Here is a 12,655-nt window from a genome sequence, read left to right as displayed (position 1 = left end):
ATTAATGATTTCCCCAATGCTCAAATTGCTGACTGGCTTCGGTGACTTTAATCCAACTGTCAGGTTGAGCATGTGTGTTTAGCCAGTCAAGGTAATGCAGGCCTTTTTGACACATACCTATTGGATCATATATTACGGCTACGGATTGTTCGGGTGACGATGTATGGTTAAGCGCTTCATCCAAAAGGACAGGAGTTGGTACACCAAACGTTGGATACACTGTCAGAAACTGTCCCGCAGGTAACTGCATATGCATCGCCCTGTTAGTGCTGACACCCAGCATTTTTCCACCGATCGCCTGAATAGCGATACGGAGGTTGCTGATGATATTGACCGAACGTATGGCGTGATTCTGGCTCCGGATTTCTTCCAGTTTCAAGCAGACACCTTCCAATGCACCTTCTTCAAGTAGCCCTGTGTCCACATGAATATCTTGAGTTTTAAGATCGGTCAGCCAGGCAGTTGCAGAGCGTCGGGAGGGAGTAACTTCAGGCCAGCTCACCCGCAAAATGCTAATGCCTTTAGCCAAGACCCGGCCAAATTCCGCGTTAGTCCAGCGATCATCAAAATAGCTGGGGGTGTCCAGCATTAACAATACATCCGTGTCATATAGCTTGTGCCATGACAGGGCCTTTACATCTTCATCCATTTCATTGCCATGCGTGTCAAGAAACACGTCAAATTGGCGCGCTGACAATGCTTCATAAAGCTGTAAAGCAGCGGCTGAAGCCTCACTATGATGGTGACTGATAAATACGCGACGTTGGTATGGCAGTAACCCTACACACTCGAGCAAAGCGTTCGCGATGTGCTGAGCGCCGCCTTCTGCGTAATTCAGGCAGTTCAGCGGCTGCAATATTTCAGGTAATTCAGCCTGCTGTTTATTCAAATCGGATACTACTGGCAATACTGGTACGCCACGCTCTAAAAGTTCTTCGAGGTTTGCAATATCTAGGGTGTCTCCGCCAAAGAATACCGCGGCTGAGGGTTGAAGCTGATGTGGCTTGAAACTGGCAGGTAATACATCCCAGGCCACTTCATGTCCAAGTCGTAAGTTAAACTTTTCCAAAGCAGTGGCTATGCATTGGCTGAGATCGCGAATTTGCGCTTCTGTTGGCGCACCCAGCACGGCAAGTTGATATAAAAAAGTCATGTTAAAGCAGCCATATATTCTTTCGAAAGATCATTTTTATTGCTTTTGATCTTAATTATGCAAATACTCACTTACAGTATATAGGTTAATCCTTAGCCAAATACGTTAAGTGCGTCAAAACCATAAGTATTAATGGAGCTGTGTTGTTTTTGAAAGTAATTATCATCCAAGTAATTGTGTAATCATTGAATAACGGATAAAAATCCTCTAGTCATGAAGGGCTGATATCAATGTAAGAATTATCGCACCACGCCGACATGAGCGCATCCTGGCAAAATATAGTCATATTGTTTATTAACCACGAAAAAAAGGATGTGTTCGCACACATCCTAAAATGACCCGACAAACACCTCGTCGGACATCATCATGAATTAGCTTTTCTTTGCACCCTGCTTGCCAGACTTGTCATTGCTTCCAGAAGAACTACGACCAGTTGAGGAGTCTTGATCACTCTTTTGATTTTTTTCACTCGGACTAGCCGCTTTGGATTCCTTGTCACTAGAACTGCCACGCGTATTTGATGAACCTTGTTTGTTACCTTGATTTGCTGCCATGATACTTTCTCCTATTTATCATCCAGATGATTAACCCACTGCCTCAGGTATCTGGAAGACTAGAATGAGGCGAAGCAATGTGTAGTTATCATAGGGGGGATGTATCTGTTTTTTCATCCGCAGATGACTGATTGCAGCGTCAGAATTTCATTCAGGTAAGCGCATTTGCCAGCAATAATGACGCAACATTCTAGTCAAAACAATAAAGACTCAAGGTAGCGTAGCTTGAGTCTTTAGGTATTGTCAGAAGCGTCTGATTGATCAGCGGCTATTAAACAGACCTTACAATTAAATTAGGTTGTTGGTCGCGAGTTTGCTTTGATATCGGCTTGTAAACAAAAGTGATTTTAGCACCGCTTTCTGCACCCGCATTAGCTAGCTGGTCAATATCTTCAGCGGTTTTGCCAGTAGCAATAAGCGTGAACCCCAAGCCGGCTTTAGCAATCCGCAGTAATTCATCCGTAGTCTTATTTTCAAAGCTCATCATATGTATCCTTCCGTAAACTGATCGGAGAGTGTTACATCCCTTGATTCAAGATTCGGAAATAGCGGGTGCGAAAAGGCTACCATTTAGCAAATAATCATGTCTTTAATGACAAGTTTTAGCATACTCGCCTCGGGATTAATAATCAGTATTTCTTTAGACTTTCAATCATATTCGGGAATAATTCCCACCCAACGCAGCTGCCTTAGAAAATGGTTAGATCGGCAATACAATAAATAAAGCCACGATATTGCCATCAATTCTACTAGTCCCCAGCAAGCCACAATCCGGAGATGAATACGCCTGAACATGAATTTTGATTTTTGATATTGAATTAGGAAAGATGCGCGGCGATTTACAAAACACAATCGATTAAACACTAAGCTTCGTGTAAGAATCACCAATGGAAAAAACCACCAATAGAGCGTTTTTATAGGGATTTGTAGGAATAACTTTACAGAATTAAGGCATTTTTATATTTATCTTCTGCCAAATTAAAAGCCACAATAAATCTTGCTTTTAAAGCGCTCCCCTAAACCCTCAAAACCATATAGACTGGTTGTTTTGGCAACGATTTTAGATATTAAAGAACAATTGATTTCGTTCTTTAGAACAGCTGGTAATCAAAATTACCTATAACCGAACAGCGGAGATAACAATGAGTCAGGATTCAACATTGCAACTTGCAGGGCTTATCAAAGGGAATGAAGCAGCTTTGGTCGACGAATTAATCACGGCGATGAGAAATAAACTCATGCGTTTTGACAAGGTATCAGAGTCAGAGATTAGGCAACAGACAGCACAGTTGCTCAAGCTGTTGGAACTGAATATCCCGAAAACAACGATCCACAACCTGAATGATTCCATCTGGGCTGAAACAAAACAATTGCTGACCGAGTTTTCCCATGCCAGGGTAAAACAAGGATATACCCCTGCTGAAACTGCTAGCATCATTTTTTCTTTAAAAGAACCGATTTTTAAACTTTTGCGGGCCGCGCTGACAGATCAACCACAACAACTGGTAGAAGAGCTGGCAACCACTACCGCCTTGTTCGACAATCTGGGACTGTACACCATTGATGTTTTCCAAAAGGCCAGGGAGCTGGTGATTTCACGTCAACAACAGGAACTGCTCGAATTATCCACCCCGGTGGTGCAATTATGGCAAAACGTTCTCGCGTTGCCACTGATCGGAACGCTGGACAGCGCCAGAACGCAAGTGGTGATGGAAAACCTGCTGCAAAAGATTGTAGAAACAGGCGCGCTGATTGCGATTATTGATATTACTGGCGTACCGACAGTCGATACCCTGGTCGCCCAGCATTTGCTGAAAACAATCGCTGCGGCGCGCTTAATGGGTGCGGATTGCATTATCAGCGGCATCAGGCCACAAATTGCGCAAACCATTGTCCATCTGGGTGTAAACCTGGAAGACGTGATTACCAAAGCAACACTGGCAGATGCTTTCGTGATTGCATTGAAAAAAACCGGTGCTTCTATCACTAACTCAGCGGCGTAAGGGGGGCATTATGGAACGCATTCCAATCCTCAGGATGGGCTCATTATTGCTGGTGACTATCCAGGTCGATATGCATGACCGCCTGGCGATGACTTTACAGGAGGATTTGACAGACCGCATTGTGAAAGACCGCGCTAAAGGAGTCCTGATTGATATCTCTGCGCTGGATATTGTGGATTCATTTATTGGCCGCATGATCAGCAATACCGCTGCCATGGCAAAGATACTTGATGCCAAGACTGTAGTGGTTGGCATGCAGCCGGCTGTGGCGATTACGCTGGTTGAACTGGGCCTGGCACTTGAAGGTGTGAGTACAGCGCTGAATGTTGAACGTGGCATCGCCATGTTAGCTCAACGCGAATGAGCGGCTTTTCAGAGTATAAAAAACCACACATGGTGCTTAAATGAAAACAGCAGAGTCAGGTGCGGTAGTCATGCCCTTGTATAGTGACGAGGATGTGGTTCGCTTAAGAAAACTGGTTCGCGAGGAACTGGCTGCTTTGGGGTTTGGGATTGTTGACCAGACCAAAATGATTACAGCGGCGAGTGAGCTCGCCAGAAACACTTTGAAATATGGCAAAGGCGGCGAATGCCATTTAGGCAAATTGAATGAATCGCCCAAAATTGGTGTCGAATTAGTATTTACCGATGATGGTCCCGGGATAGAAGATACGGCTCTGGCACTCACTGACGGTTATACCAGCGGTGGTGGTTTAGGGTTGGGCCTGAGCGGTGCCAAAAAACTTTCTGATGAGTTTCATCTTGAAACACGGCTTGGTGAAGGCACGACTGTCACCATCAGAAAGTGGAAATTCGCATGATGCGTTTAGGAACACAAAGTAGCCATAATATAGGTGAAATAGGCGAAGTTTCATCTGCACGCAGGGCTGGCGTAGAGCTGAGCCGAAAGTTAGGGTTTGATGAAGTGCGCGCCGGGGAGTTGGCCATTATCATTACCGAGGCGGGGACCAATATTGATAAACATGCCAGCTCGGGAACAATTTACATCCGGGCGATCTCAGCAGGTGAAAAACATGGTGTAGAAGTGCTTGCCGTCGATTCAGGCCCTGGTATGGGTAATATTGAGCTCAATTTTGAAGACGGTAATTCTTCCACCGGCACTTATGGCACAGGCTTGGGCGCAATCAAACGACTGGCCCACCATGTGGACATTTACTCCGAGCATGGCAAAGGTACGGTGCTGCGGATGATTCTGTGGGCGGACCCGGTAATGGTCTCCGAAGACTCATGGGAAATTGGCACTATATGTGTGCCGATTCCATCAGAAGAGGTGTGTGGTGATTCCTGGACGGCGGTTGGCTCGGGAACTGTACTGAGTGTATTGGTTGCTGATGGACTCGGCCATGGGCAAGGCGCGGCAGATGCCTCTTTATTGGCCGTGAAAGCGATGGAAACTGATCCGGATTTTTTCCCGTTACGGGCCATGCAAAACAGTCATGCGCTGATGCGCGGCAGTCGGGGCGCAGCAGTCGCCATCGCCAGAATTGATGTCAATGCACAAGAGATCAGGTATTGCGGCGTCGGTAATATCGCCGGTTGCATATTTTCAGCTGAAGGACGCCAGCACCTGATTAGCCACAATGGCATTGTCGGTACCAATATGCTTAAAACACAGGAATTTACGCATGCTTGGAAAGAAGATGCCCTGATCATCATGCACTCCGACGGCATCAGTACTAAATGGGCGCTGGAAAATTATCCAGCTCTTGAAAAATGCCATTCGTCAGTGATTGCGGCAGTGATTCATCGCGATTTCACACGTGGCAGGGATGACGCTACTATCGTTGTTTTCAAGCGTATCTTAAATTAATCATTAGGCACAAATGTCGATTAGATTTCTCGCGCTAAGTATCGAAACCGAACTGGATGTCGTCGCTGCCAGACAGCGTGCGAGGGATATCGCTGCCATCTGTGGCTTTGCCTTGCAAGATCAGGCACGCATTTCCACGGCGGTTTCAGAGCTTGCCAGAAATGTGTACAACTACGCCGGTAAAGGCCGTATTGAATATTCAATTGAGGGAACGACGGTTCCGCAATTATTGACGATTCATATCGAAGACAAAGGCCCGGGCATTCCGCATATCAAGGAAGTGTTGTCTGGCAGTTATCAATCACCTACCGGCATGGGTCTGGGCGTGATTGGGGCAAAAAGGTTGATGGATCGGTTTGAAATCAATACGGATAGTAGTGGCACGTCGATTATCCTGCGCAAGTTTTTACCTAAAAGCGCACCCTTGCTCACGCCGGCCAAAGTCGGTAGTTCTATCTCGCAACTATCAGAACTGGCCCCTAATATTTCTCTATCTGAAGTCCAGCACCAGAACCGTGAATTGCTACGCATCCTGGATGAATTGAATGCCAGACAAAAAGAGCTAATTTCCCTGACCGAGGAACTGGAAGATACCAATCGCGGTGTACTGGCCTTATATGCCGAGCTGGACGAAAAAGCCAGTCATTTACGCCGGGCGGATGAATTGAAGTCGCGTTTTCTTTCCAATATGAGTCACGAGTTCAGGACGCCGCTCAACTCAATCAGGGCATTGGCGAAACTGTTGCTAGACAAAATGGATGGCGACCTCACCACCGAGCAGGAGGTGCAAGTGCAATACATTATGAAAGGTGCAGTTTCTTTAAGCGACCTTGTGAATGATCTGCTGGATATTGCAAAAATAGAGGCGGGTAAAACTGAAGTAAAACCGACCAGTTTTTATGTCAGTGAAATGTTCAGCGCCTTAAGGGGTATGCTGAAACCGCTGCTGGTATCCAATAAATTAGCACTTAACTTTACCTTCCCTGAAGCAGATATAGAACTGTTTCAGGATGAAGCAAAAATTTCGCAGATTCTTCGTAACTTCATCTCAAATGCGCTGAAATTTACCGAAGTCGGCAGCATTGAAGTCAGCGTATCAGTTGACGAACGCGATTGTGTGACTTTCGCGGTTAAAGATACCGGCCTTGGCATTCCGAAAGAGCATCTTGATTTGATTTTTGAGGAGTTTTCCCAGGTAGAAAATCACTTACAAAAAGCCGTCAAAGGGACTGGTTTAGGCTTGCCATTATGCAAAAATCTGGCCTCATTACTGCAGGGGAAAGTTTCAGTTGAAAGTACAGTCGGCCAGGGTTCGACTTTTGCGGTATCGCTGCCCGCCAAAATCAAACTGGTCAGTGCTATTGAAGATCCGATTCCGGCCATCACCGTCCAGGATAATCGCTTACCTGTGATGATTATCGAAGATGAGGAGTTTGAACAGTTGCTATATAGACGCTATCTGGATGATAGTGAATTCAGGGTAATTCCTGCTCGTTCCCTGCGTGAAGCAAATGCCATGTGGAGCCAGGTTAAACCTGTGGCTGTCTTACTGGATATTTTGCTCAAGGGCGAAGATTCCTGGCGCTGGTTAGCGGATTTGAAACAGGATGAACAGCGCAATGTACCTGTGATTATTGCTTCAAGCGTAGAGGATGAAAGAAAAGGCCTTGCCTTGGGGGCAGATGCCTATTTCCAAAAACCGTTGCTTAAAGCCGATTTGCTTTCCAGCTTAAGAGAATTATTAAATGTGGGGCGAGAAAACTCTTTAGAAGCGCTAGCCAGCGCTAAACATTCGACGTCAGATGCGACAACTATTCCATCGGATAACCCGTAATGAAAGACACTCAACCAAAGGCGGTTGAAATGATAAGAAATCATCCATTGCATGATTTTTTGATATTGAATGTGGATGATACTGATGCCGCCAGGTACGCAAAATCCAGGATTCTGACCAAAGCCGGGTTCAGCATCATAGAGGCTTCCAATGGTGGCGATGCCATCTCAATGGCAAACAGCGAGCATCCCAATCTTATTTTACTGGATACCAGATTACCGGATATCAACGGCTTCGAGGTATGCAGAAGATTAAAGTCTTCCCCGGCCACCGCTTCCATTGCCATCCTTCAAACGTCTGCTTCGTTCATTACCTTGATAGATAAAATCAATGGTATTGAATGCGGCGCTGATAATTACCTGTTTGAACCCATAGAGCCTGAAGAGTTAGTCGTCAATATTAAAGCGTTACTGAGACTTAGCTTGGCCGAGCAGGATGTGCGCGAAATTGATAGAAGAAAAGATATATTCCTGGCCACCCTTGCGCATGAATTACGTAACCCGTTAGGCCCTATACGAAACTCTATCAAGTTGCTGAAAACCTTGAATACCAAGCTCAATGCCAAAGAGTTTGAGCTATTGGATATTATCTCGCGCCAGACCGACCAGATGGTAAAACTGGTGGATGACCTGCTGGATGTTTCGCGGATTTCACAGGGGAAAATTTCGCTAGATATCGAGACCTTGAATGTGCGTGACTTTGTCGAGGCAGCGGCAGAAAGCAGCAGCAATTTAATTGCCGATCGCGGCCATCAGATCACCATCACAATCTGGCCTGAGCCACTCTGGGTTTCCGGTGATAGAGTGCGCTTGATCCAGATCATCAGCAACCTGATTAATAATGCCGCCAAATTCACACCTGCCGGAGGCTTGATTACTGTTGATGTGACGAAAGATCAACAGTGCGTACTGATTAAAGTGACTGATAACGGCATCGGTCTGGATGAAGAGCATCTGCATAATATTTTTGACCTGTTTGTACAGCATGCGCATACCGAAGAGCGTGCACAGGAAGGCTTGGGCATCGGGCTTTCGTTGGTAAAAAACCTCACACATTTGCATGACGGCGAAATCAGCGTGACCAGCCCGGGCATCAGTAATGGCAGTACATTTACTTTGGAATTAAAGCTGGTAGCCGCACCACAGCATGAAATCAAACCTGTTGCTGCAGCACAGGTCCCTCAGGATTTATCAAAAGAAAATACCAGAGTATTGGTAGTCGATGACAATGAGGATGCTGCCAGCACGCTTTCCGATTTATTGGAGCTGGCTGGTAATAACGTGAGGAGCGCTAACTCAGGCAAAGAAGCCCTCAAAGTAGCTGAGGAGTTTTTACCAAACATCATATTTCTGGATATCGGCCTGCCTGATATGACCGGCTATGAAGTTGCAAAAGCCATTCGCCAGATAGAAAAACTCAGTAAATGCTATCTCATTGCCCTTACTGGCTATGGTACAGCGTCGGACAAGAAAAATGCACTGGATGCAGGTTTCGATTTGCATTTAACCAAGCCCCTGGATTATGAAAAAATTGAATCCATCAATCTCGGGCTTTAAATACAATTTGTGAATCAGGTTGAAATAGAATGCTGGATATATTCCTGGCTTGAATCAGTGCTTACTTTTTGAGGTGTAGGTCACATTATTACCGCTAATCGAATGATTGTTAAACACAATCCCAATCAGCATGATGGTAGTAATAAATATAATAAACATCATCATTAAAGACGTCACCACAATGCCTGCCGAGATAATCAAGGAAGTCATCATGTTCAACATTTCTTTTGTGAAATCCCTTTTTTGCATTTAAGCCTTTATGTCTATGCTAATGAATTTGGCTAAATAGCTAGCATGCCGGTTCTGCCCGAATTTAGCAGGCAGTGTCAGCTGAGTTTGTTGTAATAGTGACCCGATAATGCATCGAAAATGCTCACTCTAAAGTTAAAATTATCCGGCTTTAAAAAAAATCCCCACCGAGGTGGGGAGATAAATTAGGGTGTCTCAGGGAAACAAAATGACTCTAAGCCAGCCACTCTGTTAGTAGTAATAATCGCACTTGCAATGAAATTAACATATAGGCAAATGCTGATTTGCAAGTAGGAGTTTTCTGACGTTACTTGTGATCGCATTCGGATTGATAAGGACTGATCTCACTATGACATAATGAGCAAAACCTCTAATGCCTGCCAAGCATTAGAGGCTTCAAAGTTTTAAACCAAATAAAGCTAGTACTTACTGACCTGAATATACAACATCCACGCGACGGTCATGCTGGAAACAATCCTCATCACCGCAATTTTGCTTTGAGCGCTCTTCGCCGTAGCTTACAGTCTCAATTTGCTGATCGTTTACACCTTGAATATTTAGCGCATTTTTAACTGCCGCAGCGCGACGCTGACCTAAAGCAAGATTATATTCATGTGTACCACGCTCATCGGTATTGCCTTGCAGTACTACTTTGGTTTGCGGATGTGCGGCTAAATATTTGGCGTGATTTTCTATCAATCCTTTGTATTCATCGCGTATAGCATCACTGTCATAATCAAAAAAGATTTGGCGTTTAGCCAACTCAGATGCACTCATTTGATCTTTGCTGGAATCGACATCTACCGTTTTAATCGTAATTTTGTTTGGGGCGGCAGGAGCCTCAGCGCTGGTATTTTCTTGCTGGGTATTGATTGGACGTGTCACGCTAGGATCAACCTGAGCCGGTTTCATCGGTGTGCTATTACAAGCTGACAGTAATAATGCAAGTGCAGCAATTTTCCAAAGATTGTTGTTCATGATTTTTCCCTTAATTTAAATTATAAAATTCTCACTCATAGCCTTAATAAAAATTGATTATAAACCTGAGTAATCATTCAGATTTTATTTTTATTATAGCCATACCGCTATGTAGGCTCAGTAAATATGCTCATAAACTCGGAGCGGTACAGCGCATCCAGGAAATGCCCTTCTTTATCTTGATGCTCTGCATTTGAAGGGATATTCGCTTCCACTTTTGATGGCATCATGACTTTGGTACGTGCAATTTCGTCACCGGTTAAAGTCCTGGTTGCCCAGACGCGATCACTAGTCATAGGCCAGTTAGCATCATTAGATACGAATGAAGAAATCAGGAGGAACATGACCGCGGCAATAATGCCTGCAGTCATGGTAGCTAAAGATATGCCGCTATCTGAATTACTTGAAGTATCAATGCTGTTCATCTTGAGGACCTCACTTACTAAAAATTTTTAATAATGTTGAAGCGTAAGCGGTTATTGGCAGGATTAAACGCCACCAGTTAGAGCCAGGATAATCAGGATTAAAAGTACCAAGCCTAGTCCACCGCTTGGGTAGTAACCCCATTTGGCGCTGTGAGGCCATGTGGGTAAGGCTCCAATCAGAGCAAGTATTAATACTACTATTAGAATTGTATGCAGCATGAACCTCTCCTAAAACCTAAGCCAAAAATCTCAAAATGAATGCTGTGCTAAAACACAACAGCTCATTCACTGGAGGCTCCATCATGCAGAACTTGCTTAAAACACTGTATACAGTTTCAGCTGAATTTTACGTAGGAATCATCGTACAAAAAGACCCAAGCTACTAACTTTGGGTCTTCTTTAAATTACTTAATTACAATTTAATCGTTGCGTGATTTCAAACTCTCTAACAAAGCATACTTTTCCCTATCAATTTCATCTCGTGTACGGATTCCCATACGACGCAGGATAGGCAGCGGAGGACACCAGCCTTGCAGGCCATGCTGCAATAAAAACGGTAATACCACCGCAGGCAGCGCGAACCATTTCTTGTTGACGGTTAATCCCAATACTAAGCCGGTAAGTGCCAGCGTAGAGGCATTCACTTCCAGGACACGTTCAGTATCCCATTCTTTTTCCAGCGCAATGATGCGTTGTTTCACTTCCCAGGCCGGCCGGGTTGCGTAGTATTGGATATTGGTATTGGTCACACGGTCAATTTGCTCATTGACGTCTTCATCTGTCGAGTTCCTGACGCGATCAAACTGATTGGAATTCTTTACCTCATAGTTTAAATCCATAACTTCACCTTACTGTTTAATTACTTAAATACGAATAGGACAACCGAACTGTAGTTCACTTAATCGTGCGTGCCGAACAATAAGCGCTACTCATAACACCTATTAAATACCGGCCACGTGCCTGATGTTTAAACCTAGCTTTAAATTTGCTGGAACTGCCTTATCGATCATTTTTGGCGGTGGCAGATTCAGGTTATCCATCATGCGGATAAATTCTTCCCGGCTTTTACCGGCTATTCTTTCGTTTGAACGCCGCTCTTCGCCTATTGAAGAATGTGTCTTGCCCTCATAGTCGTGGCATGGGTAAACCAGGGTTTCATCAGGGTAGCTAAAAAGGCGCTGCGTAATGCTGTCGTAAAGCTTACCGGCATCACCGTTCTGGAAATCGGTACGTCCACAGCCATTAATCAACAGGCTATCGCCAGTGAATAATTTGCCACTCCAGAAATATGACATGGCACCGGATGTGTGGCCTGGGGTATGAATCGCTTTGATCACCTGATGCTTACCAAATGACAACTCCTGGCCATCATCAAGCTGGATTTCTGCAGCGGTAATTTTACAGTGCAAAGGAGTAGCCGCTCTGGCGCCGGTCAATGAGCAGAGCGCACCCGCTGATGTTATGTGATCAGCATGCGCATGTGTTTCCAGCACATATCTAAGCCTTAAACTTTCATCACTCAGCAATGATATATATTGCTGCAAATGTTGGTCTACGGGGTCAATAATCACAGCCTGTTTAGTTTCAGCATCTGTCAGTACATAGGTATAGGTACTGGAGTCATCATCAAAAAACTGATAAAGGTCCTTCATTATTTATCCCTAATTTTTTAATGTCCCTATATGCTGTGAAAGCATCAACACTTCTTATTTTTAATAGACTTCTATGTCAGTCAGGAGTTTCCTAGCTATTTGCTCACCCAAATTTTAGTTCATTGCTTTTGAGTGACGACATTTGAGCTTAGATGAATCTCAGCGGGAGGATTACCAGACACAAAAGGCGTTTCTGTGTGCATTTCACCTTCAAATAATGTCCCTACAAACACATCAATTGCAGCCATCACCATCAGCATCACCAAAAGCACAGGCATTACCTTAAATACTGAACTGGCTATGACACTGATTACTGCATTGATGGCACCTGCAACCTCATTGATTACTTGCGGATATGACATGGTGTAATCCTCTCGAATCGGCTTTTAAAATAAAAAATGAGGAGCATGACTGGCTCTT

The 12,655-nt window shown here is 44.6% G+C and carries 16 protein-coding genes; 6 read left to right on the top strand and 10 right to left on the bottom strand.

The genetic code is table 11. The features are described from left to right. Position 1: 1 nt before the first annotated feature. The 3 genes from ASG24_RS07285 to ASG24_RS07275 form a co-directional block, all read right to left on the bottom strand. Positions 2–1,153 (bottom strand): toll/interleukin-1 receptor domain-containing protein, encoded by a 1,152-nt coding sequence (locus ASG24_RS07285; RefSeq protein ID WP_055869649.1) that lies wholly within the window; start codon positions 1,151–1,153, stop codon positions 2–4. A gap of 371 nt (positions 1,154–1,524) precedes the next feature. Next, positions 1,525–1,707 carry a hypothetical protein gene (locus tag ASG24_RS07280; protein WP_055869647.1) on the bottom strand — a complete coding sequence of 61 codons (183 nt, stop codon included), beginning with the start codon at positions 1,705–1,707 and terminating at the stop codon, positions 1,525–1,527. Between the two features lie 271 nt (positions 1,708–1,978). Then, positions 1,979–2,194, bottom strand: a complete 216-nt coding sequence (locus tag ASG24_RS07275; protein ID WP_162241161.1) for a hypothetical protein — start codon at positions 2,192–2,194, stop codon at positions 1,979–1,981. Positions 2,195–2,849: 655 nt separating this feature from the next. Here ASG24_RS07275 and ASG24_RS07270 point away from each other — a divergent pair. From ASG24_RS07270 to ASG24_RS07245, 6 genes are read left to right on the top strand one after another with little or no spacing between them, the layout of a single operon-like run. After that, on the top strand, positions 2,850–3,710 hold the full coding sequence (locus tag ASG24_RS07270; protein ID WP_055869642.1) for an STAS domain-containing protein: 861 nt from the start codon (positions 2,850–2,852) through the stop codon (positions 3,708–3,710). 10 nt (positions 3,711–3,720) lie between these two features. Further along, positions 3,721–4,074: an STAS domain-containing protein gene (locus tag ASG24_RS07265; protein ID WP_055828397.1), complete on the top strand. Its 354-nt coding sequence runs from the start codon at positions 3,721–3,723 to the stop codon at positions 4,072–4,074. Positions 4,075–4,114: 40 nt separating this feature from the next. Further along, a complete protein-coding gene (locus ASG24_RS07260) occupies positions 4,115–4,531 on the top strand; it encodes an ATP-binding protein (protein ID WP_055869639.1) in 417 nt (138 codons plus the stop codon). After that, positions 4,528–5,541 carry an ATP-binding SpoIIE family protein phosphatase gene (locus ASG24_RS07255; RefSeq protein WP_055869638.1) on the top strand — a complete coding sequence of 338 codons (1,014 nt, stop codon included), beginning with the start codon at positions 4,528–4,530 and terminating at the stop codon, positions 5,539–5,541. The genes ASG24_RS07260 and ASG24_RS07255 overlap by 4 nt, the downstream gene beginning before the upstream one ends. Positions 5,542–5,554: 13 nt before the next feature. Beyond that, positions 5,555–7,375, top strand: a complete 1,821-nt coding sequence (locus ASG24_RS07250; RefSeq protein WP_055828407.1) for an ATP-binding protein — start codon at positions 5,555–5,557, stop codon at positions 7,373–7,375. A 29-nt stretch (positions 7,376–7,404) separates the two neighbouring features. Further along, positions 7,405–8,931 (top strand): response regulator, encoded by a 1,527-nt coding sequence (locus tag ASG24_RS07245; RefSeq protein WP_055869635.1) that lies wholly within the window; start codon positions 7,405–7,407, stop codon positions 8,929–8,931. Positions 8,932–8,985: 54 nt separating this feature from the next. Here ASG24_RS07245 and ASG24_RS07240 read toward each other — a convergent pair whose 3' ends face one another. From ASG24_RS07240 to ASG24_RS07215, 7 genes are all read right to left on the bottom strand, one after another. After that, positions 8,986–9,144 carry a hypothetical protein gene (locus tag ASG24_RS07240; RefSeq protein WP_156376460.1) on the bottom strand — a complete coding sequence of 53 codons (159 nt, stop codon included), beginning with the start codon at positions 9,142–9,144 and terminating at the stop codon, positions 8,986–8,988. 462 nt (positions 9,145–9,606) lie between these two features. Then, positions 9,607–10,158 (bottom strand): peptidoglycan-associated lipoprotein Pal, encoded by a 552-nt coding sequence (gene pal / locus ASG24_RS07235; RefSeq protein ID WP_055869632.1) that lies wholly within the window; start codon positions 10,156–10,158, stop codon positions 9,607–9,609. A 107-nt stretch (positions 10,159–10,265) separates the two neighbouring features. Then, a complete protein-coding gene (locus ASG24_RS07230; RefSeq protein WP_055869630.1) occupies positions 10,266–10,583 on the bottom strand; it encodes a hypothetical protein in 318 nt (105 codons plus the stop codon). A gap of 63 nt (positions 10,584–10,646) precedes the next feature. Beyond that, positions 10,647–10,802 carry a DUF3309 family protein gene (locus tag ASG24_RS14380; RefSeq protein ID WP_082488022.1) on the bottom strand — a complete coding sequence of 52 codons (156 nt, stop codon included), beginning with the start codon at positions 10,800–10,802 and terminating at the stop codon, positions 10,647–10,649. A 200-nt stretch (positions 10,803–11,002) separates the two neighbouring features. Further along, on the bottom strand, positions 11,003–11,422 hold the full coding sequence (locus ASG24_RS07225; RefSeq protein ID WP_055828419.1) for a hypothetical protein: 420 nt from the start codon (positions 11,420–11,422) through the stop codon (positions 11,003–11,005). Positions 11,423–11,524: 102 nt separating this feature from the next. Beyond that, positions 11,525–12,235 (bottom strand): MBL fold metallo-hydrolase, encoded by a 711-nt coding sequence (locus tag ASG24_RS07220; protein WP_055869627.1) that lies wholly within the window; start codon positions 12,233–12,235, stop codon positions 11,525–11,527. A 119-nt stretch (positions 12,236–12,354) separates the two neighbouring features. Further along, positions 12,355–12,597: a hypothetical protein gene (locus ASG24_RS07215; protein ID WP_055869624.1), complete on the bottom strand. Its 243-nt coding sequence runs from the start codon at positions 12,595–12,597 to the stop codon at positions 12,355–12,357. Positions 12,598–12,655 lie beyond the last annotated feature (58 nt).

Source organism: Methylophilus sp. Leaf414, from assembly GCF_001425425.1.
Taxonomy (GTDB): Bacteria; Pseudomonadota; Gammaproteobacteria; order Burkholderiales; family Methylophilaceae; genus Methylophilus.
The sequence above is the reverse complement of the archived record's forward strand: the minus strand, read 5'-3'. Positions and strand labels throughout refer to the sequence as shown.

Coding starts and splice junctions, on each gene's coding strand:
- ASG24_RS07285 (WP_055869649.1), bottom strand. CDS start 1,153: ATGACTTTTTTATATCAACTTGCCGTGCTGGGTGCGCCAACAGAAGCG.
- ASG24_RS07280 (WP_055869647.1), bottom strand. CDS start 1,707: ATGGCAGCAAATCAAGGTAACAAACAAGGTTCATCAAATACGCGTGGC.
- ASG24_RS07275 (WP_162241161.1), bottom strand. CDS start 2,194: ATGATGAGCTTTGAAAATAAGACTACGGATGAATTACTGCGGATTGCT.
- ASG24_RS07270 (WP_055869642.1), top strand. CDS start 2,850: ATGAGTCAGGATTCAACATTGCAACTTGCAGGGCTTATCAAAGGGAAT.
- ASG24_RS07265 (WP_055828397.1), top strand. CDS start 3,721: ATGGAACGCATTCCAATCCTCAGGATGGGCTCATTATTGCTGGTGACT.
- ASG24_RS07260 (WP_055869639.1), top strand. CDS start 4,115: ATGAAAACAGCAGAGTCAGGTGCGGTAGTCATGCCCTTGTATAGTGAC.
- ASG24_RS07255 (WP_055869638.1), top strand. CDS start 4,528: ATGATGCGTTTAGGAACACAAAGTAGCCATAATATAGGTGAAATAGGC.
- ASG24_RS07250 (WP_055828407.1), top strand. CDS start 5,555: ATGTCGATTAGATTTCTCGCGCTAAGTATCGAAACCGAACTGGATGTC.
- ASG24_RS07245 (WP_055869635.1), top strand. CDS start 7,405: ATGATAAGAAATCATCCATTGCATGATTTTTTGATATTGAATGTGGAT.
- ASG24_RS07240 (WP_156376460.1), bottom strand. CDS start 9,144: ATGATGACTTCCTTGATTATCTCGGCAGGCATTGTGGTGACGTCTTTA.
- pal (WP_055869632.1), bottom strand. CDS start 10,158: ATGAACAACAATCTTTGGAAAATTGCTGCACTTGCATTATTACTGTCA.
- ASG24_RS07230 (WP_055869630.1), bottom strand. CDS start 10,583: ATGAACAGCATTGATACTTCAAGTAATTCAGATAGCGGCATATCTTTA.
- ASG24_RS14380 (WP_082488022.1), bottom strand. CDS start 10,802: ATGCTGCATACAATTCTAATAGTAGTATTAATACTTGCTCTGATTGGA.
- ASG24_RS07225 (WP_055828419.1), bottom strand. CDS start 11,422: ATGGATTTAAACTATGAGGTAAAGAATTCCAATCAGTTTGATCGCGTC.
- ASG24_RS07220 (WP_055869627.1), bottom strand. CDS start 12,235: ATGAAGGACCTTTATCAGTTTTTTGATGATGACTCCAGTACCTATACC.
- ASG24_RS07215 (WP_055869624.1), bottom strand. CDS start 12,597: ATGTCATATCCGCAAGTAATCAATGAGGTTGCAGGTGCCATCAATGCA.